At 42.2% G+C, this 21,493-nt stretch carries 11 protein-coding genes; 5 read left to right on the plus strand and 6 right to left on the minus strand.

The window, feature by feature from the left end:
* The first annotated feature begins 18 nt into the window (after positions 1–18).
* Positions 19–2,331, plus strand: coding sequence for an inorganic phosphate transporter (locus tag LEP1GSC185_RS15245; RefSeq protein ID WP_008590063.1), 2,313 nt, complete (start codon positions 19–21; stop codon positions 2,329–2,331).
* Between the two features lie 137 nt (positions 2,332–2,468).
* On the opposite strand, the gene LEP1GSC185_RS15250 is transcribed toward LEP1GSC185_RS15245, so the two are convergent.
* From LEP1GSC185_RS15250 to LEP1GSC185_RS15275, 6 genes are all read right to left on the minus strand, one after another.
* The gene (locus LEP1GSC185_RS15250) at positions 2,469–4,457 is read right to left on the minus strand and encodes a TRAP transporter large permease subunit (protein WP_008591606.1); all 1,989 of its coding nucleotides are present in this window, start codon (positions 4,455–4,457) and stop codon (positions 2,469–2,471) included.
* 84 nt (positions 4,458–4,541) lie between these two features.
* The gene (locus LEP1GSC185_RS15255) at positions 4,542–5,549 is read right to left on the minus strand and encodes a putative solute-binding protein (protein ID WP_008589820.1); all 1,008 of its coding nucleotides are present in this window, start codon (positions 5,547–5,549) and stop codon (positions 4,542–4,544) included.
* Positions 5,550–5,603: 54 nt separating this feature from the next.
* Entirely contained in the window at positions 5,604–6,602 is a 999-nt protein-coding gene (locus tag LEP1GSC185_RS15260) for a hypothetical protein (protein WP_008590802.1), read from the minus strand.
* 130 nt (positions 6,603–6,732) lie between these two features.
* Complete coding sequence (locus LEP1GSC185_RS15265) at positions 6,733–8,310, minus strand: BTAD domain-containing putative transcriptional regulator (RefSeq protein WP_010515720.1); 1,578 nt, start codon at positions 8,308–8,310, stop codon at positions 6,733–6,735.
* A 366-nt stretch (positions 8,311–8,676) separates the two neighbouring features.
* Positions 8,677–12,390 (minus strand): Ig-like domain-containing domain, encoded by a 3,714-nt coding sequence (locus LEP1GSC185_RS15270; RefSeq protein WP_008589700.1) that lies wholly within the window; start codon positions 12,388–12,390, stop codon positions 8,677–8,679.
* A gap of 5 nt (positions 12,391–12,395) precedes the next feature.
* Positions 12,396–15,977 (minus strand): hypothetical protein, encoded by a 3,582-nt coding sequence (locus tag LEP1GSC185_RS15275; RefSeq protein WP_008591607.1) that lies wholly within the window; start codon positions 15,975–15,977, stop codon positions 12,396–12,398.
* Between the two features lie 438 nt (positions 15,978–16,415).
* Here LEP1GSC185_RS15275 and LEP1GSC185_RS15280 point away from each other — a divergent pair, with 438 nt between their 5' ends.
* From LEP1GSC185_RS15280 to LEP1GSC185_RS15295, 4 genes are all read left to right on the plus strand, one after another.
* Positions 16,416–17,558: an AraC family transcriptional regulator gene (locus LEP1GSC185_RS15280; protein WP_008590217.1), complete on the plus strand. Its 1,143-nt coding sequence runs from the start codon at positions 16,416–16,418 to the stop codon at positions 17,556–17,558.
* A 156-nt stretch (positions 17,559–17,714) separates the two neighbouring features.
* On the plus strand, positions 17,715–18,782 hold the full coding sequence (locus LEP1GSC185_RS15285; protein WP_008589406.1) for a fatty acid desaturase: 1,068 nt from the start codon (positions 17,715–17,717) through the stop codon (positions 18,780–18,782).
* Between the two features lie 143 nt (positions 18,783–18,925).
* The gene (locus LEP1GSC185_RS15290) at positions 18,926–19,792 is read left to right on the plus strand and encodes a DMT family transporter (RefSeq protein WP_008590568.1); all 867 of its coding nucleotides are present in this window, start codon (positions 18,926–18,928) and stop codon (positions 19,790–19,792) included.
* A gap of 3 nt (positions 19,793–19,795) precedes the next feature.
* A complete protein-coding gene (locus LEP1GSC185_RS15295; protein WP_008589680.1) occupies positions 19,796–21,487 on the plus strand; it encodes a glycosyl hydrolase family 67 in 1,692 nt (563 codons plus the stop codon).
* Positions 21,488–21,493 lie beyond the last annotated feature (6 nt).

A 21,493-nucleotide genomic window follows, 5' to 3' on the forward strand; every position in this document is an offset into this window, starting at 1 on the left:
CTTTCGGGATAGGACTACATGGATATCTTCTTAATCATCGTAGCAGTTATGGCTGTACTCGGGGTAATGGACTTACTCGTCGGAGTTTCCAATGACGCAGTGAACTTTACGAATTCAGCAGTCGGTTCTAGAGCGGCTTCCAGAAAAATCATCCTAATCGTTTCTACATTCGGTATCTTACTCGGAGCATTGAGTTCCAGCGGAATGATGGAGGTCGCAAGAAAAGGGATCTTTCATCCTGAATTTTTCAGCCTTGCAGAGTTGATGTTCTTATTCTTAGCTGTGATGGTTTCAGATATCATCCTTCTGGACTTATACAATACTTTAGGACTTCCTACTTCTACTACCGTGTCTTTGGTGTTCGAATTATTAGGCGCGTCTTTGGTTTTGGCGCTTCTCAAAGCGGATACATTAAACGATGCATTTAAGATCATAAACTCGGAGTCCGCATTAAAAATCATCTTTGGGATCGCACTGTCTGTGATACTCGCATTCTTTGCGGGATTGATACTGATGTTCTTCTTCCGATTGATTTTCAGTTTCCGTTTGGATAAAACGATGAGATGGTTCGGGGGAATATTTTCCGGGCTCGCGGTCACAGTTGTGATCTTCTTCATTCTTCTTACGGCAATGAAAGGGTCCACTTTTTTAAACAATGAAACATTAGCTTGGATCCAGGCCAATTTTAAGACCATTCTCGTATTAAGCTTTATAGGTTTTTCAATTCTATTTCAGATACTGATCCTCTCTAAAATAAACGTTCTAAAGATAGTAGTATTATTCGGAACGGCAGCGCTTGCAATGGCGTTTGCAAGTAACGACCTAGTGAACTTCATAGGCGTACCTATCGCAAGTTTACAAACCCACGAATTGATCAAAGCCGCTAATTGGGACGCAAACACGATGGCAACAGGCTTAGGAAAAGAAGTCATGACCGACAATAGGCTTCTGATCGGCGCTGCATTGATCATGATCTTCGCGTTATTCAAATCCAAGAAGGCGGAAACTGTCACCAGAACGGAAGTAAGTTTAGGTTCTCAAGGAGAAACCATAGAGGCATACCAATCCAGCTTAGTTGCAAGAGTATTCGTCCAGATTGCGGTCGGTATCTATTATCCAATTAAGAGAATTTTACCTTCGATCATTCGTAATTGGATCTCTTCCAGATTTAAACAAAGCGGAACCTTAGAATTAGTTCGTTTGCATGAAAGCGATGCATTCGATCTATTAAGAGCTTCCGTAAATATACTTATAGCCTCCGCGCTTATTTTGATCGGAACGATCGAAAAACTTCCACTATCCACTACTTTTGTGACCTTCATGGTTGCAATGGGGACCTCGCTCGCAGACGGGGCTTGGCAAAAAGAAAATGCGGTCAATCGTGTTAGCGGAGTTTTAACGGTCGTAGGCGGATGGTTCATGACTGCGGTCTTTGCCTCCTTCACTGGTGGATTTATCGCGGCGTTATTCTATTACTTCGGTTTTGCGGCAGTAGTCGTCGTTTTAAGTTTCACATTTTTTCTGGTTCTCGCATTCAATCGAATTCACAAGAAAAGAAAGGCAGAATATGACGAGAATCTGGAAAAACTTCTTCTACTCAGCAAACATCCTGAAAAAGCGCTTTCAAAATCTCTTTCTTCCCTATTAGGAAATTTGTTATTAGCGAAGAAGGCGATGAATACACTTTCTTCCGGTTATATCGGAGGAAAGAAGAAGGATTTCAAACAGGCTTCTAAAACACTAAAGAACCTGAAAAAAAATTACGAATCTTCTATCTCCGGTTTTTTAAGTCTGGTAGATAGACATTTCGACGAATCCGATTTCCAATCCATCCATCCTTTTACGAACGCACTCGGTTATATCGATCGTATCACTGAAAATCTTACAAATATCCATAGAAACACTTCCGAAAAGATAGATCGTTTTCAAACAGCGCTCACCAAGGACGAAAGAGAAGATATAAAAGAATTACGTAAACTAGCGGAAGATCTTTTCGAACTTTTAGCACAGTCGGACAAAGTCCCAGGCTTAGTGGAAAAGGCAAGATCCGCTAAAAAAACGAAAGAACTTTCGGATCTCAAGGTCCGAATCTACAAAAATCAGATGAAACGTATCCGCAAAGGAGACAGCAAATTAAAATCTAGCGTAGCCTACTTCTTAGTGATAGAAGAGTTAGTAGATATTAACGAAAACTTATTCGCTTTGGCGGAAGAACTGGTCTGGGTTCTACCTTGGATCGAGGCCAAGAAAAAACAATTTGCAAAAGGAAACTTCGGTCCTTCCAAATTGGAATTTCCAAAAACAAAAGATAAGAAGAAAAAGAAGAAGTAATATCACATGGAGCTTAATTCCCACGCAGAGGCGCAAAGTCGCGGAGAACTGAAAAAAGTTTTGTAGGAATTCCAACATCTACCTTACTTTAAACCCTCTGCGGCTTCGCGGCTCTGCGTGAGAACCCTTTGCGTCTTTTATCCGGCGTACTTAGAATACAGGATCGGCCCGAAAGCGGTCACGAGTAAGGTCAGTGTAAGAACGATGATCGGAATTACGATATGTTCATGCCTTGCAAAAAAACCTTTTCCTTCTAGGCTCTTATCTTCTACCAAAAGGTCTCTCACTACGTGTTTGGTCAACAAGTGGTTGAGTGCAACCGGCGGAGTCAAATAGCCCAGCTCGAAGGAAACAAGCGCAGTCATCCAGAAATTTAAAGGATGGATCCCATTTGCTTTTGCAATCGGATAAAGAGTCACTGAAACCAGGATCACTGCACCGTAAGGGTCCATTAGCATTCCAATGATAACAAGAGCGAATGTTAAGATCAGCATCGCGGAGAATGGAGAACCAAGATGAGTCGGGAATAGATTGATCACTTCCGATCTTTCGAAAACCCCACCCATACAAGCGGACAATCCCATCAGAAGGAGAAGCGCTCCCAAATGTGAGCCCGCATCGTAAGAAGTTCTGGAAAGTTCCACTTCTTCGTTATGAGTTTCTCCTTTTTCCAGTTTTTCCTTTTTGGAAATTCTATAATCTATGAATAGAAGCGCCAACATAGCGATCGGCAGTATGTAAGGTGCAGTTCTTTCATCGAAATGAGTTCCGAGTGCAAGAACGATCGTAAGAACGATAGCGATAGAAATCACCAAATACACCGAGAACGATTTAAATGCTAACAAAGATTTTTTGAATGCATCTTGTTCCGGACGGATCTTCCATGACTCGGTTCTACTAAACCAACTCACTATCAAGAATAGAGTGGAAGAAAGTGCAAACACTCTCCAACCCCAATGGAATAATTCGTCGGTTGTCACTTCCAAGTTTAAAGAAGCTACGATCACAACGAGTAAACATGGAGGTAAAACCACTCCCAAACTTCCAGACATCGCGGTGGCTGCCAGCGCTCTTTCCTGACTTGCACCTGCCCTTCTCAACTCCTTGAAGATTGTAGCTCCCAGTGCTAAGACTACAATCCCGGAAGCTCCGCTATAAGCAGTAGGAAGAGCTGCGACAACAACAATGATCACCGCCATTAGTTCCGAAGGGAATTTCCATGGGTTCAGAAGATCAAAGAACCTTCTTCCCAAAGAGGTATCTCTCAAAAGAATACCGGTCCAAACATAAAGACCGATCTGGATATAAAGCTGAGCATGCGCGGTCAATTTTTGCAGATAGATCGCAAGTCCGGCCGGGTGTTTTTCCAGAATGAAAAAATATAATCCGCAGACAAGTGCCATCCAAGCATATAAAGGAACGCATAATAATGCATGGGAAAATTTGGTATTTTGTTTACCTTCTCCATTCTTAAAAACAGGATTTTTTAAATTATAGAAGTTTAAACCTGCTAAAAGTATAAGTCCCGCGATCCAAAGCACTTGGATCTGTGCTTCCACACCTTTTTGAAGAGGATACATGAACGCTGCAGAAACCATGACGATCGTATTCGCGATAATCTGGCTCCATTCGGTGATCTTTTCCTCTTTGGAATTTTCAGGATTTCGTAATGCGATATGGTATCTTCTGGTAGTAGAAACTGTTCCGGCTACGATCAGTAAGAATACCATAGTCATCGGAATATAATCTATGGCAGAGATAGTGATCCAAGAAAGCCTACGTTCGAATCCGCAATATAATTTCTGACCGGTAGTGAGAGAGCCTGCAAGCTTCGTAAGCTCCAATTGTGTTTCGGTAGGCCCTGTTGGAGCTCCTACATTCTTCTCACCCGAAGTATCCCCAAGACCGATATCATCCAAAGCGTCCATGTCCGCTTGGCTGACTTCCGCTTTTGTATCCGCTTCCGCATTCGGGTCGGCAATACAAACATTTCGGATCATTGCATAGTTAGGCCAAATACTGCCGCCTAAGCCGAGCAGTCTAGCTTGGACTAGCTGGCTTCCACTTTGAACAAGGGGTACAAATAAAAAGAATAATACCGCCCAGGAAACGATTTTTCTCCACATAGAATATCCTCTGGAATCTGCGATTGGTTGATATAAGATAAGCGGGAAAGATTTTTCCCGCCTTTTTTCTGTTAGTTTTGGAAATTATTCCAGGTTATCCGCGCACTCAGCGGCTTCTTTATCCGCGCTGCAACGAACCCTTTTCATAAGTTTCAGAATGGTAGGATGATATACTTTTTTATCTCTCAGCCTGATCCTGACTTCTCTAAATTTCTCGAAATAGTTTTTCTGAAGATCTTTCGGAACTTCTATCCAATATTTTGCCGGAATTTCCTGCTCCGCCTTTTTGGTCAAAGAAAGCATCGCATCAAACTGAGTTGCTGCCCATGCTCTGGAAGTATTCCCGAAACCTTCCGCAAAATCCTTATGACGAGCCACGATCTGGAAAGTCAATTGCCCAATAGGAAAACGAACGATCCCGCCATTTGGAGAAATTCCTTTCATGAGTTCCAAAGGTTTGATCCCGATCGCAGGAGAATAACAAGCATCCGCTCTTCCGTTATTAAAAATACCCGCAAAAGTAGCGATCTCAGCAGGAACCATAGAAGCTCCTACAATGTCCACCATGGTAGTGGCAGCTTGGTCGTAAGTTAAAGTAGCGATCTTTCTTCCGGCCAAGTCCTTAATATCTTTCAGATTCTTATCTCTTAATAAGAGATAAACCGCACCGCCCGGGAACATAGCCATTGTCTCATATTCGCCGTCTGTGTTCAGTTCTCTCACTTTAGGATTTGATAATGCTTCGATAGTTTTGCGTAAAAGGTCGTAACTTGGCAATGCACCGATCGCTTCGATGGATCCTGACTCATGCACATAACTTCTTACTCTAAGAGAAGTTAAGAATGCCATATTACATTTTCCGGCTTTGAAATCGGAGTTGGCCACCACTTCGTCCGTATAAGCTTTTAGATCCAGACGAATTCCCCATGTTAAAGCTTGCGCCTGGTATCTTTGCGCCGCTTTAAACACATCTCCGTGCGCTCCGGAAGGATCGAATACGCACATGGATCGATCCACCGTCTCCGCTGCTCCCACACCTACGGACATCCAAGTCCCGAGAATGATTACCGATAGAATGAGAAACTTCTTCATATATTTTTTTCTCCTTAAGGTCCCTTTTTTTTCGTTTTCCACCCAAGAACCCGCTCAAAGATCTTTTAATAGATCGTCTTCTTCTTTATTATTTTTCTTTTTTCCCGGGAAAGAGGAGAAATTAATCGGTCCCCTATGTCCGGTCTCTTTCATCCAAATTTTATCGGATTCATGACGTGATAAATTTTCCGCAAACGCTTCCAAGAATAGATATTCTTTCTTCGCAGGGATCTGGCTGAGAACTTTAGAATGTTCTAATATAAGTTTTTTGATCTTTTCCACGTCGCCCTTTCCGGCAGCTGCTTGGATCTGGAATGCACGAGCTAAACGGACTCCCACTTTGTCGCCTATCTTTACCGCCTCTTCCATTTGTTTATTCGGATCTTTTCCTTCCGGAGTAGCACCAGGAACGGAAAGCCATACAACGGCCTCCAATGCTAAAGGAGTTCCCCACCATTTTTTTGGATCCAAACATCTGGAGGCGCCTGCAACTACGCTTGGCACTTCTCGAGTAATCCCTGCATATCCTTGGGATGCAAAGTCGTGAAGGATCGCAAGTAAGCCGGAAGAAAGTCCTACTAAATAATATAACTCTTCGTCTTCGCTGATAGAAGGACATTTTCCATTCCATTCTCCGAAGTATTGGAGAAATCTATTATGCGCGTCTCCATATCTTTTTGCAGCTACCCCATGATAACGGATCTGTCTTGCCTGGTGATCCAGAGCTTCCTCTCCCTTACCTTTTCGAACAGCCGCAATATATAAAAGTTCTGCTTCTTGGGCTTGCTTCTCTGCGCACATTCCCGCGCCCATTTGCGCTACCATAGTAGCAAGTTCCACAGAAGCTCCGGTCCTTTCGAAAGAAGCTACCAAAGGTCCGAGTGCCGTTCCACCTGTACAGATCGCATCCAAATCGTCGGAAGCAAGGTAATGAGGGACCAAATGGTCTTGGGCATAAGAATTTAAAGTTTTACCGGTAACTCTATATACGATGGAACAGTTTGCCAGGGTAATTGTAACAATCGTTACAAAAAAAAGGATTCGTTTATTCATTTTATTTCGGGGGTTATTTTTTACTTAGAATATGGGGGATTCTGGAAGAACGTACAGAAGGGATTTACTTCGTCCAATATTTTTTTTCTAATGGGTGTTTTATTTTATAGTGCGGTGTTTCCAAAAATAATCAACCCACAGGAGAAGTGACACGTATCTTTTCTATGAGTGAAACTGTCTCTTGGTCAGGTTCCACACCTAATTCTTTTTTCAGGATCTTCTTCATGTCTTCGAATTTACGCAAAGCTTCGTTCTTACGATCAAGAGATTGTAAAGACTCAAAGTGAAATCTCCAAGCTCTTTCATCCAGATCATCTAAACGGATCCAACTTTCAGAATCGGAAAGTAGAGAATTTGCATCCCCTGCCTTCTGGGAATATTCGCATAAGATCCTATAAATTTCGATCAGGTTCTTGCGCAGATATTCACGTTTCAGTTCCGATTCAGGAAAATACAGATCGAATTCGAAAAAGTCTCCCGTATACAGCTCTTGCGCTTCTCTATAAGATTGTACTGCCTCTTCTTCTTTTTTGTTACGAAGAAGTTTACCTGCAGTTTCATACCTTTTCTCAAATTCCACAAAGTCCGCTTCGACCAGTTCGGGATGGAAGAAGAGCCTATCCTCTGCAAATACAACCGCTTCCGGGTTTCCTAATATTTTACGGAGACGGAAAAGTAGAGCATGCAAACTATTGAGCGCATTTTTCTCGGACATCCCAGGCCAAAGATTCTCTAATAATTCTTCTTTGTGAACTCCCTTGCCGAAACGAACTAACAGAAGTTTGATGAGTTTGAGTAGTTTTTTCTTACTGGAATATTCGGCTGCCGGGATCTTCTTACCATCCAGGTCCAATTCCAACGGACCTAGGGCCCTTACACTTAACTTTTTAGGATTGCGGCCTTTTTCTTTGAGGGACTTGGAATCGGCACCTTCTCCGCTTGTTTCCTTAGCTTGTGATCCAAAAGAAGAAGTTTCCGGTTTGGTGAGCCATTTGGAAACGGATTCCTTAAATTCTATTCGAACTTCCCTTTCGGACTTATTTACCGTAAGGAAGCTATCTACGCAGAACATAAGGATCAAAAAGCTAAAATGAGAAGTATACGGGATGCCGAGTATATCGCTCGCGACCAATATATCTGCGATCAAACTCGCAAAAAATAATACCAATCCGTAGAATAGGAAATGGTTCCTGAATCTGTTCTTTCTGAACTGATTCATTACCTTAATTACCGTCCATACGATCATCAAAATCCCGGAGAGGAAGATAAATTGCATGATAGTAGGCTGATCGGTTTCGTAGATCACAATGCCCAAAGAAGGAAAATGTTTTGGGTGGGCAACGCTCATAGTATAAGCGTTCGGATCCTGCAATAATATTCCTGCAAGGATCAGGTTCATAAAAACGTACAGAAGAATGAAGTCTCTGCTAAAAAGTTTTTTATAATTATTCACGAAGAGCGCGATAAACGTTGCGAATATAGCCGCAGTCGCATTCTCCATTCTTTCCCATATTAAAGCTTTTTCTGGATTATCTACGTTGATGGTTTGGATAAAACAAAACAGATATCCTCCATATGCAACTTGCAATAGTGCAAAGTATAGAAGATACGCTTGTTTTCGATTTCTAAAATATAAAACTAAATTATGAATCGTACGGTAGACTAATACAGTCACCACCAAGTAACATGAAAGCTGGTAATACGTCATATCCACTTTTCGTTTCCTATCTTATCCGGATTCCTGCAACCCATTTATGAAAACGGGACAAAAATTGTGACTAAATGCTCACTATTTTTAAATGCAAGTATTTGAATGGATTTCCTTTTCTTTTTTATAGCACGTTCTAACGATCGTTATGAAATAATGAATACTGTTCGATACAAATCGAACGAAAACTTTTGCGAAACTGTAGCAAAAGAAAATCAAAATTACGCAATACTAATTGAGTGAAGACTCACTCATAAGTTTTTTGTAATTTAGTAATCCAAGAAGCTCTTCCTTAAAAAAAAACCGAAAGGGTCTTTCCCTTTCGGTCATTTCGACATCTAGTTTTTCGAAATAGATAGGAGTGTTTTAAGGGCAGACAATCAGAGATGCAGGATCTGTTACAGCTTGTCCTACAAATCTCATTCCTCCTAACAGATACGGATCTGCAACTTGAGGAGAATTCAAGGTGAAGAATTGTACCTTATCACTCTTCGCACTGATCGCGCAGGACTGAGTTCCTGCAGGGTTGATCAATTTAGGGAAAGTGATATCAGGAGGCATTGGGATCTCTTTCATAATACTGTTTACCATCGGGATCACAAGAGTGGTGACTAACGGAGAGATCACGGACTTGATACCGTCAGGATCCAAACCGAATGGATTGTAAGTTTGTCCTTCCAATACTTCCACTGAATAATCCAAGTTGTTGATTGGATCCAAGATCACTTGAAGCGCATTCAAGTTAGTAAGCGCGGGGTTATTTGTAGGGTTAGAGAACATTTTGAAACGGAAGTCCGCATCCGCCGCAAAACTGATCCTAACTGTTCCCAAAGTTTGTTGGTAACCGTTCGCTCTAGTATCCGCTTGGCAATCCGTAAGCTCTTCGTCCACAAGACCAGTGCAAGAGGTTGGCTTCTTAGCGATGATCTGTAATTGCATTTCGGTGAAATACAATCTCATCTTAGGCACTCCAGCAGAAGTCATTGGTTTGAACTTCACATTGGGTGCGTGGATCGGAGACATCACCATATCTATATCATCATACGATTTTACAGGAGGTGCGATCGCATTAGAACCGTTCAGACCTTGTAACTTGTTTCTTCCTGGCACAAGGATCGTAACCAAAGGAGAAGCTTTTAAGAAGGAAGTGGTCAATGCGAATAACGGATCTGCACCTGCAAAAGCGTTCATTCCGTCGATGAATGCCTTATTCAGAACGATATCCAATCCCCTTCTCTGCCATAAATGGAATGCGGCCTGAGAGATCGTATCCGTATGCATGGAGATCAAGAACCCAGGATTCGCTGCAGATTGGCTGAATTGATAGGTAGAAGGAGGTGGATTAGCTGCAGTCCAAGTCCTAGTGGTGACCATTCCGGTCTTTCCGGATTGTGTTCTGAGCCCGCCCGCAGGGTTATAACCGCTCGTGAACGCAAAGTCCAAAGAAGTCACAAGTCCTTTATTCGTTCCATCATGTTTGATGGCAGCATCCGTATTCAGCTTGAACTTCACAGTTAACGGGAAGTTTCCAAGAGGAGCAGGAAGATAACTTGGTAATGTGATGGTCACTCCTGTGTCTCTCAAGTCGGCAATCACCGAGTTCAGAACGTTCGGAGCGATCCTTTGTACGATATCTCTAAGCATGTATTGAGTGATGATCTGTTTCACCTGGTCCACAGTCAGGTTTGCCATATTACTCAACTCCGATCTGCCTACGAGAGCTTCAATGATAGTGTTGAAACCTTCACTACCATGAATATAGGTCATCGGTTCGGTATACATGAAGTCAGAGGTATCTTCCCCAGGATATAAACCTGCTAAGGACATATGCAGCGGGTTTGCCCAAGGACGAATGAAGAAGTTATTCGTATTCGCGAGTATCTGCGAAACGCTAGGATTATCCGGGAAGTAATCGTCATTTACTGTGAATGGAGTCCTAACGGTCATATTGATCAACCCGTCGGAAGTCACAGTCATATTATTACGGGTCCGAGCTAAGGCCAAACGAGGTTTGGATAATTGAACGTTATTCCAATCGTAGCCTGAAGGATTTAATACACCTTCCACTGCAGGATCCCAGTTCAACTTAGCAGTCGTTCTGAACACGAGCAGAGCTCCAGGTCCGTTAAATGCTCCATACCAGTCTTCGAAGCGGGACACTACAAGTAGATCCACCTCGGTGTATCTGGATTTCAGGTCGAGACCTAATCCCGGAGCCACCGCTCCGGAACCAGGATTGACTTTTAAGTCCGCAACAACATTCCCTAATTGAGTTCCGACCCCCGCAGCACAACCGTGAGTTGCGTTATTGGATCCGCATTTAACGAACTTAGGAAGTCTCATGTCCGTAACGTATACGTCCAAAGTGATCGCTGCACTTCCGTCCGCAATTCCACCGGAAGCAACGTTTAAGATAGCGCTGTATTTTGAGAACGGTCCCGGAGCTATTTTTTCGATATGATATGAATCGAAGAAACATGCTGGGAATGCGCAATCTAACAAGTCTTCTCCCGCTGATCCGATATCACCTTCCGGTCTACCGAAAGCGGAGAACACAGTAGAAGTGTATCCGCCGTTTTTATAGGATTTCACATCTGTAGGATAATGGCAAAGACTCCAAGCTGCCTCGCCCCAATGGAATAGGTTCTTACAAGCTTGAGGATAATTCGCGTTATTCTGGTTTTGACCGCAGTTATTACTATTGTAAATATTCCACCATTGGTCTCTATCTATCCCGTTCCTTTTTTTAGGATGATAAGGAGGTCCGTTATCCGTAACGCAGTCAGGGTGCCTTACCCAACAATATCCCCTTCCAGCGCCGCCTGATTTTGCTCCGAACACAGGAATATAATCGAAATCTTTAAATGCGGCTTCATTCGCGTTACCGGACATCTTACCGTCTTGTCTCATACAAGCTTCGCCGATGGTCCAAGCTCCGTTCTCATAGAACTTTTTCTTAGGAAAATCAGGCATTCCTAATAAGAATTCTTGGAATGTACGAGGTATTCCGGTTGAATCTTTTACTTTGAAAGCGCCTGTAGTGTATTTCTGGATGGCTTTTCCTAAGAACGGAAGCATCTGAGCCTCATCCATTACACCGTTTGCTACGTAAGGAAGAACACCGTTTGCATTCTCCAATTTACCGTAGTTAAAGCTGAAATACTTGCGGAAAGTTTTTCCGTTCGTAGTTGCGATCTCATAATAGTAGGTATTCCCACCGATAGTAGGAGGAACTTGGGAAGTGTTAAGGTTCAAGGATATTGTACCGCTCATAGAACAAGGAGGAGTAGTACAAATATCTTGAGAAGTGTTAGAGCCGATCTTTTTCAACAGGACCGATTGGATATAATTCTCTCCTACTACAGGGTTCGAGTAGGTGGAAGCCAAAGTTAAAGCGGCGGACTGATCGAATGTCATATCATTCGTTCCGTTCAAAGTGTATTGGCTACCTTGGGTGATCTTATTCGTAAGGCTATAATCCAATCCGGTTCGGAAAGTGATCGTATAATTTTCCAGAGCCACTCCACCGATAGTTGCCGCATCCGGAGTGATCGTAATCGTATAAGACTCTGCCGGTTTTAATTCTCTGTAAGGATTGAAACGAAGTTTCTGACCGCTCATCCAATAGAATTCTCCGCCGGGAGTTGGCCCGGAAAGATTCCCGGAGGTTCCGGTGATGGTAAAGTTTTGCTCGACAGTAGTCTTATTCATCGGGTGGGAAAAACGAATTTCCAGCTCTTTATATCTGTCCACGTTTTCTGTGGAGTTAATGAATAAGGTAGCTTGAGGATTAGTAGAACCGAAATCTACGGGAAGGACCGCAGTATCGTTATCCACGCTATTATAAGGCGGTTGAAGATTCGGATTGGCGCCGAATATTCTTCCTCCAGAAAAGAAACCCAAGTCGAAAATATCCGACATTGCAAATCCTTTCATTTTTTCAGGGCTACATCCTAAAATGCCCGCCCATAAAATGGAAAGGATCGCGAGTTTGATTCCCTTATAGACGTTAGAAATTTTTATATTTTTCAGATTCATTTCCAGCCCTCGACTCATTTTTCCCAAAAAAATTCTCTTCATTATTCTCACCGGGTGAATACCGTAACGAACCTATCCCAATAGGTGTCCGAGTTTTCATCTTCGTTAAATCTGTCATAGAATACGAATCCGTCCGGGAATTGTTTTTTACCCGTAGAAGCAAGATCCGCAAAAATACCCATCAACATTCCCGCCGTATAGATCAGCGAGCTTTCGTCTTCTCTTTGTGTTTGTATCATATCCGACACCAAAAGTTTTTTAGCGTCTTTGAATATTGATTTGAGCGAATACGGACTTCTCATATCCGCTTCTAAGTAAGAGTAAAATTCTCCGGTCTTAACTATACCCATCAACACTCCCACGGTGCTTCTTCCGTAAGGAGCGGAGACTTGTGCAAGATCCGCAGTATCCACACTTAATAAATTCGTAATTAAGTAATCCTGGGTGCTGGACTGATCGCGAGTGAGTCCTCCCAATAGATCCACGATCGCAGTCAATTGAGCGTTCGTAGGAACATTGTCTATGATCATATCCATGGAGAAATCCAAAGTGGGGATCAAACTATAAACTGAATCAGGATCGAAGTAGTCTCTAAGACGAACTGCCCAATTCCCTAACCTGTCCCATTCAGGGTCATAGATATTTGCAACTCGAGAGTCAGGGAATGCAGCCAGCATATCTCTCACTTCTCCCAAGTATGCTTCCAAATTGAATTGAACTGCTGTCGGACTTTCATTCGCAAGTTTCACTTCTCCGATCAGATCCGCAATGGATTGGAAGGTAAGAAGCGCGCCGCTTGCTCTTTCCGGTTTTCCCATCTCCGCAAGCATTTGTACGAATGTGGATAGAAGGTCCGTTCTGGACATGAGGTTCAGAAGTCCGTCTTGGTATCTTCTTTCGTTTTCTGCCAGGATAGAAAGTGGAGAACGTACAGGTTTACTTGAGACCGGATCCAAATATCTGAAGAAGTATTCTCCTTCAGTTGCAGAGTTACTTCTTACGCTGGAGTCAGAGTTGACTATCTTAACTACATCGATCGTTCTTCCGCCGCTATTTGGTTCCGGATCTGTAATCCTTGCAAGAAGCGGTCTAGTCAGAGCAGCACTCAGTCCTGTTAAGATCTGGAACGGATTTTTATTCAAACTTGGACTTGCTTGGTCATCCAAGGTCCACGCGAGAGATAGTATTAAAGGAAGAAGTCTGTTTCTCTGACCCCAAGCATCCTCTACGGATTTTCCATAAGCCACATTTGGACCGGAAGGAAGGACCTTGTCCGGAGTTAAGAAAGAAAGTCTTTCCATGACGGCAAAGTTAGCCGCAATCACCTGAGGAATGACCCCGTAAGAATTTTCAGGATCTGGATAGAAGATGCTGTAAACGGAAGCGTCTCCCAAACTGTTGAATGTCAATGAACTAGCGCCGCTAGTGCCATAGTCCCAAGCTTCCAGATAGAACATACTGTCGCCCGGAATATCGGAGTAATTCTCTTGTAAGATAGGCACTCCCGGTTGTCTAAAGTTCGGCTGAGTGGAACTCGCGCATCCAGGTTTTAAGAAAGTATTTTTGATCTTCCAAATTGCGTTAATACGATCCGCACATGCAGATCCGTCTTGCAGGACAGGCCTTGCATTCATAAGACCGGTCAGACCGTTAGCGATCAGAGTTACGTAAGCCGCCATCTTGTATGGGACTCCGGCTCCTAAAGAAGCTCTAAGAGGGATTACAGCTACCATACGTTTTTCATGCAGAAGCCATTGGAAATTCTTATAGATCGCTTCTTCGTCAGTATTTACGGCTCTTTCAGTAGTATTGTCTTTTGCGATTTCCCAAACAGGAATACTCCACCCTTTTGCACCGGAAGCGTTCACTCCCGCAGCTACAGGAGTAAATGAATTATTAGCAGTCACTGCATTTGTTTCTCGTCCGCCTGGACCTACCCATTTACAGATCGTTCCACCTGTACAGGAACCGCTTGCAGTATTCGAAACTTTGATCCTATATTCGGAAGTATTCCAAGATTCTTTGTAGATCAGGTCCACGCCATTCGAATCTCTATAAAGTTTTCCATCTAAAGTAAGAACGTTCCCGCTGGAATCCACACGATTCTTGTTATAATAAGGTCCGCCGCCTGAGATGAGAACGGTGCGGATCAATTTCATAATGAACGGGATTGTTTTAGTATAAACCGGGTCGTTTGCAGCTGGGATAATACTTGGATCTGGAGCTTCCAATAAAGTTAAAGTCGGAGTATTGATCCCGATAGAAAGCGCAGTAGGAGTGCTTGCATCCCCATTTTTAAATACCGCTGCATCTGCAGAACTCTGATTCATGAATGCCTTGATACCGATATTACCGGTCATCGCAGACTTCATCGAATAGATACTGTCCCCTACAGTGAGAACCCCGCCGGTCATGGGGCCGCCATTCCCGGAACCGTTAGGCTCGAGTCTCATCATAGAAGTATCTGCAGGATTTTCCCAACGGAATCCGTAAGTATCGGATAAGGTCAGGATGAACATCAAAGATTCCAGTGCTGTAATCGGGCTACTAGTAATATTTGCAGTATCCGCTCTGTCTAGACCGGAAGCATCCATACGGATCAACTCTCTAAGAGAATTGTCCACACCGGTTACGTTAGAGGAGAAGTCGAACTTGGCGAAATTTTTAGCCATCTCCAAAGAAAGAATGACGTTCGGATCGGAAGTGTAATTTCCTCCTCTTCCAAGCATCGGTCTCAAGTAACGGAAGGACTCGGAGAGTACGGTAGCGAATTCGGTAGGATATGTTGCGTCCCTGTAATCCGCAAAAGCAGGATCAGAATAAACAGAACCGCCTGCAGTATAAAATTTTTCTAAATTAACTACGAGGTTTTTCAGAACAGTCTCGGAAGACTTAGCATCGCTAAAACCTGCTCTCTGGCGGAAAGATTTCCCAAGAGCGGAAATGATCTGGATCATTTTCTCCTTCATCACTCTGTCTGAAATAAGAGAAGGATCCACCATTCCTTGTAAAAGACCGGTAATCGCCTGCTTTGCATTTGTGTTTCGATTGATCGCTTTATCCAGCACATCTTCCAATTCCACAAAAAGGATACGAATTTCAGGATCTTTTAATACTGCAGAAACCTCTTTGAACTTGGTTTCCATAGTTTCTTTGGAATAATTTGTGTACATGTACTTCAAAGCGGTCTGGCTTAAAGGCGCCATATTACGAAGTACAGGCTTACGATAAGTGCGTAAAGATTCCAGCCAAGGCTGGAGAACATCGAACGCGTTATTCGGAGCCTTTTCGATTCGGTCTAAAAGGGAATGAACTCTAATGAGCGACTGACGCACATGAGCTTCCGGTTTAAGAAGAAGATCTCCGGAAACTCTTAAGAATCCCACGATATCCTCTCTATAAGGAATGGTCATGGAAGACTCTAACTTCAGATTGAAATGAATAGGTTCTAAACTTTGAAAGCCCGATTTAATGGAAGGATAATCGTCGAACAAATTGAAAAGTCGAATTCCTTTATAATCGATATTATCGTAAAAAGTATCCGCGCTTGATTTATCTCCACCCGCCTGACAGCCCATCCCCAGAGCCAAACAAAGCGAGAAAAGAATGTGTGCTTTCTTTATATTCATATCTATTAGCTTATCCTAACAGTTTCTTTCCAAGTGTGGACAGCATAGCGATCGCTACATAAAGTAGGCTTATATCAGGCTTATATTTCCGGCGCATTTGAAAAAAAATAAGCGGGACTCTATAAAAAGTTTCCGGCTGATTTTGGGCTCTCTTTAAAATAACAATTGTTATCCAATATAGTTCTTTTCGATTTGAGGTCTCAATCTATCTTTTGAGACTTCGATTTTGTCCATTCGAATTAGAACTATATTACAAAAACTGAAACTACCCATCTATCCCTTATGAGATGGATTAAAAATAACAAGTGTTTTGTATAATTTATTCTAGATTTTGTTCTAACTTGTAGAAGTGCCTACAAAATTGGTCTCGCTATCGGTGACTCCAAATTGCAAAGGGAATCCTTGACAGCTTAGTCAGAGTTTTGGATTCTCCCTGCCATGCCTCCAGACGCGATGGGAAGTCATAGTTACTACAATCCAGGACTTTGGTTCCAAATCTTATGGGCAATCACCCAATTCGGGACCGCACTTGGGATCCTGATGTCTCTAGGGCAGCTTGTTATGGAGAAAAAATCAGCTCTCAACAGGCTTTTGGCCCTGATTTTCCTAATTTTAGGCCTGATCCAGGGGAGCTTCCTACTCTTAGTTTCCGGCTTATACTCAGAATTTCCCAGGCTATCTCTCATACAATTCCCGCTTATAGCATCTGTAGGCCCTATCCTATTCGGGATCCACAATGTAAGCCAAGACCGAGACTCGGATGAAATCTCTTATTTAGGGTTGGAGAAAAAGCACCTAGTTTTACCTGGCCTAGTCTGGTTTGCCTATTTCTTGGGAGTCCTAGTTCTTCCCCAAAACTGGATCTTAGAAAAGATCTCACTTTTCTTGAGGGAAACCGGTTGGAACGAGGGAGAAATCCTACTTTCTTCTCCCATTCTAATCCTGATCTTTTATATTTTTCTGATCTTAAAAGGAAGTTCCGACCTACTTCGGTGGGAAGTTCTACAGGAAGAATGGACCGCGAGGATACTCGCATTCATGGTAATTTCCACATTCGTGAACCTTGGGTTCGGTGCGATTTATCTTTCCAGCAAGTCTCCAGTCTTCCTTCTCGCCTGCTCCGCTATGATGGGAGTCAGCCTTTGTCTTGCCTACTTGATCGGACACAAACGGCCTGCATTCTTCCAAGTACTCCAAGAAGTAAGTCAGGCTACCCGGCAAAAATACGCACGCTCCCTACTTTCCGGTGTGAACAGACATGCGCTCAAAGACAGCCTCACACAGCTTATGGAAAAGGAAAAATTATATAGGGATGAAAAATTAGGCCTGGCAGATCTCGCAGACGAACTTGCACTTTCCACTCACCAAGTCTCGGAACTGATCAACCAAGAACTGGGAAAAAACTTCTCTGCGTTTGTGAATGACTATAGGATCAAAGAAGCATGCGAACTTCTACAAAAAGAACCGGATAGATCCATTCTGGACATAGCATTCGAAGTCGGATTCGCCACCAAGTCATCATTCCATAGAGCTTTCCAAAAACATACGGGTAAAACCCCTTCTGAATTCAGAGGAAGTTAATTCATTTGGGACCAAACTAAACAGCTTTTACGATTCGAATCGGTAAAAATTTATAGATTGAGACCGGATCCGCAGTTGCATTCGATCAATTGAGACGACTCTTTTCAAAAATTTTCGTAAGATATGGACAACCGAAAACAAATACGGAGGAAACCGATGATCGCCATTGCTGAAAGAGCGACCGCTCAGGTTCCAACCAAACTTTATACTAGATTGTCCCAAAAAGAAAAAAGTAAGAAGATCATGAAATGGATCCGATTCAGGGACAGAAAACTACGTGGTAAATTTGAATTTTTAAAACACCAAGACGAGTTAGGTCTTACGATCACTTTAGGTTCCGCCGCGGGTATGATACTATTCGCAGGACTTTATATCGTAGGGGTCATTCCTGCTTGGGTATGTATTGTTGCAAACGGAGTGCTTGCCTCCATTCTTCATGAGGTAGAACACGACTTAATCCATAATTTATATTATAAGGATAATCTAAAGATCCAGAACTTCATGTTTTGGATGGTTTGGATCTTTAGGGGGAATACCGTAAGTCCTTGGTACAGAAGAATGATCCATACTCTTCATCATAAAGTATCCGGTCATAAAGAAGATATTGAAGAACGTCTCATCGGGAACGGAATGAAATTCGGAATAAAACGTTTTATCACTATGATGGACGGGAATATGTCCTTCTTATTCCAATCACATATTTTGCGCAGAGAGGCTCCCAAATTCAAGAGAAGTGAGATCACTCGCTCCAGTTGGCCGTACCTCGTAATCTATTTTCACCTTTGGTACAATTTCCTATTCATTAATCTTTTCTATATCGGAAATGAATTATTGGGAAAACCTGTAGAAATTCCTGCTTGGTTGGACACTGTCCGCCATTTCTTGAATATTTCGGCGGTAGTTTATACGATCCCGAATTGGATCAGACAGACAAGCATCCAAATTGTTTCTTCTAATATGCATTATTATGGGGATGTAAAAGGACTGCATGATCAAACTCAAGTTTTGAATCGTTGGTTCTTATTTCCTCTTCATTTATTTTGCTTTAATTTTGGAAGTACTCACGGAATACACCACTTTGTAGTGAACCAACCTTTTTATCTCAGACAAGCGGTGGCACCTTTCGTTCACCCTGCGATGAAACGTTACGGTATCAGATTTAACGATTTCGGAAGTATTTTCAGGGCGAATCGTTTGGGTAAAGAACAAGTCTTAGCGGCTTAAATATAGACTCTACTTTGGTATTGGATTCGGGTGAAGATCCGAATCCTTCTTTTTTTTAGATTATTACAAATTATAGAAATCATTTATGGAGCAAAAGTAATTCCTTTCCGTTCCGAATAGGCATCCGAAATTAGTCCTGCCAGATGCAGGAAAACAGACTTAGGACCTATCTTGAATTCCAAGTTTCCCAAATTTTAATCAGCGGAAACGTACTATTTGCTCAGGTTCTTTCCTATTCCCCTTCCTTAATCACTTGGGGAAGGACATTATTCGCAGCAAGTCTATTGGGTTTCGTTCTTTGGTTTAGAAAAAGACCGTTCTTCTTCCCCACCAAAAAAGAAAATTGGATCTCCTTTTCATTAGGGGTCTTACTCGCATTTCATTGGGTAACTTTTTTTGCATCTGCCCAAGAAGCGACTATCGCGGTCGCGGTGCTTACATTATTCACTCATCCTGTTTGGACAGTTTTACTAGAACCTTTATTTTTTCCTTCTAAGATCAGAAGTTTGGATCTTGCTCTCGCAGTCCTCGTTCTATTCGGAATGTGGATACTCGTACCAAGTTTTGATCTAGAAAACAAATATCTTTTAGGCGTTGGACTTGGACTTGCTTCTTCCTGGGCGATGGCGTTTCGGAATATTCTCACTAAAAAGTATCTTTCCGGACATGGATCCACACAAGTCATGTTCCACCAAACCGCTGTTACTTGTTTTGTCTTAAGTCCTGTCTTACTTTTCGAAGATCTATTCGTCGGTCCTAAGGATTGGGGATTAGTGGTATTATTAGGAGTATTTTTCACGGCCGTTGGACATACATTCTATATCAAGTCCGTGTTTAGGATGAAGGTCAAAACCGCAGGATTATTATCCACGGTGCAACCCGTATATTCCGCTATCCTTGCTTGGGCAATCTTGCAAGAAGTTCCTAGAAAGGAAGAATTCATCGGAGGAGCAATGATCCTATTCGCTGCGGCCTTCGAATCATTTAGATTCAGAAAAAAGACGGAATAAAAAATGCTTTCTCTCGTAGACGGATCGGCCCCCTTCTTTTTAGAATCCAAAGAAAAACACCAAAATTGGTCCAAGGCACCTTTGGCGCATTTGGAGAAGTTTTCTCTACCTTCCAAGAAAAAACATAAACGTGTAAGAGAATCCTTTTCTAGATATACTAAAAGAATTTCCAAATTAGGATTTAATGCGATCAGCCTGGATGAACTCTGTTACCTTTCCGAAAGAGATTTTTATCCGGAAGATCTAAAACGTAAGATATCTTCTTATCGCAAAAAGTATAAAAAACTATTTAAGATCGCTTCCTCCCAAGACCTGAAGGTATTCATTACCAGCGATTTTTTCTCCGTTAATGATCCCATTTTGGAATATACGGATGGAAACCTGGATAAGATCACTCAACTTTTCAAAAAATCCTTAGAAGATCTGTTTTCCAGCTTTTCGGAAATTTCCGGAATAGTTTTGCGTATAGGAGAATCGGACGGAGTGGATGTAACCGGGGATTTTAGGAGCAAACTTCTTCTTAAAACCCCAAAGCAGGCAAACTCATTCTTAAAAGAGATCCTACCAATTTTTGAAAAACATAATAAAACGTTAATATTCAGGACTTGGACACTAGGAGCCTATGATATCGGAGATTTGATCTGGAATCCTAATACATATCGTAAGGTGTTTCAAAACATACAAAGTAAATCTCTGGTCATTTCTTTAAAATACGGAGAAGGTGATTTTTTCAGATATCTTCCGATCAATCCGTTATTCTTCGAAGATGATAAGCCAAAACTTCTAGAATTGCAAGCCAGAAGGGAATACGAGGGTTTCGGGGAATATCCTAGCTTTGTAGGCTGGATGTATGAAAGATACAGATCTGAACTTTTAGGAAAGGCGAATATTGCCGGGATCAGCGTCTGGACCCAAACAGGAGGCTGGTCATCTTTTAAAAATATCACATTTTTAAAACGTTCTTCTTATTGGAACGAACTGAATACATTCGTTTCCGTTCAATTATTCACAAGACCGGAAAGAAGTTTGGAAGAGATCCTTCTGAAATTCTACGGAAAAAAGAATGCGGATCTATTTTTGGAATTTTTAGAATTAAGCGAAGAATTGATCCTAAATCTTTTGTACGATCCCGGATTTGCTACACAAAATTTCTATCTGCATCGTGTTCGTATCCCACCTATTCTTCATATTACCTGGGACAAGATCACAGTTTCGGATCCTTTCCGATTCTTATATTCGATCTTAAATCCGGATCCGAAAAGATCCTTACAATTAGGAGAAGAAGCTTTCTCCAAACTCTCTCGTATGAAAAAGATTTCTGAAAAACTGGATCTTCCTTACGATTCTCAATTCCAGAAAAAAACGTTTAAGCTCATCCTAAATGCAAGAAAATTATTGTACTCCGAAAATCCCGCTTTGTTAGCCGAATCCAAAAGACTCGCAAAAGAATATCATAAGAAATACCCCAAAACTTTCCGCTTCCAATTCCAGGCATCCAAGTCTGAACCGTCTCGGTTCCTAGGATTTATCCTGAAATTATTTTTAAGGAACAGAAGTCGCTACAGGCTTAGAGACAAAATCTTATTTCATCCTATTTTGCGTAAGATCTACTATTTGGTATTTTTAGGGATCAAAAACAAACTCCCGGACTTTATCAACCGCCAGGGGATGCCTGTCCGAGAATTATTACAATGAAATCGG

It is taken from the genome of Leptospira licerasiae serovar Varillal str. VAR 010 (assembly GCF_000244755.1).
In the GTDB taxonomy this organism is placed as follows: Bacteria; Spirochaetota; Leptospiria; order Leptospirales; family Leptospiraceae; genus Leptospira_B; species Leptospira_B licerasiae.

What these genes read in the sequence shown, in the direction of transcription:
- LEP1GSC185_RS15245 (WP_008590063.1), top strand. Translation starts at nt 19, where the DNA reads ATGGATATCTTCTTAATCATCGTAGCAGTTATGGCTGTACTCGGGGTA.
- LEP1GSC185_RS15250 (WP_008591606.1), bottom strand. Translation starts at nt 4,457, where the DNA reads ATGTGGAGAAAAATCGTTTCCTGGGCGGTATTATTCTTTTTATTTGTA.
- LEP1GSC185_RS15255 (WP_008589820.1), bottom strand. Translation starts at nt 5,549, where the DNA reads ATGAAGAAGTTTCTCATTCTATCGGTAATCATTCTCGGGACTTGGATG.
- LEP1GSC185_RS15260 (WP_008590802.1), bottom strand. Translation starts at nt 6,602, where the DNA reads ATGAATAAACGAATCCTTTTTTTTGTAACGATTGTTACAATTACCCTG.
- LEP1GSC185_RS15265 (WP_010515720.1), bottom strand. Translation starts at nt 8,310, where the DNA reads ATGACGTATTACCAGCTTTCATGTTACTTGGTGGTGACTGTATTAGTC.
- LEP1GSC185_RS15270 (WP_008589700.1), bottom strand. Translation starts at nt 12,390, where the DNA reads ATGAAGAGAATTTTTTTGGGAAAAATGAGTCGAGGGCTGGAAATGAAT.
- LEP1GSC185_RS15275 (WP_008591607.1), bottom strand. Translation starts at nt 15,977, where the DNA reads ATGAATATAAAGAAAGCACACATTCTTTTCTCGCTTTGTTTGGCTCTG.
- LEP1GSC185_RS15280 (WP_008590217.1), top strand. Translation starts at nt 16,416, where the DNA reads ATGCCTCCAGACGCGATGGGAAGTCATAGTTACTACAATCCAGGACTT.
- LEP1GSC185_RS15285 (WP_008589406.1), top strand. Translation starts at nt 17,715, where the DNA reads ATGATCGCCATTGCTGAAAGAGCGACCGCTCAGGTTCCAACCAAACTT.
- LEP1GSC185_RS15290 (WP_008590568.1), top strand. Translation starts at nt 18,926, where the DNA reads ATGCAGGAAAACAGACTTAGGACCTATCTTGAATTCCAAGTTTCCCAA.
- LEP1GSC185_RS15295 (WP_008589680.1), top strand. Translation starts at nt 19,796, where the DNA reads ATGCTTTCTCTCGTAGACGGATCGGCCCCCTTCTTTTTAGAATCCAAA.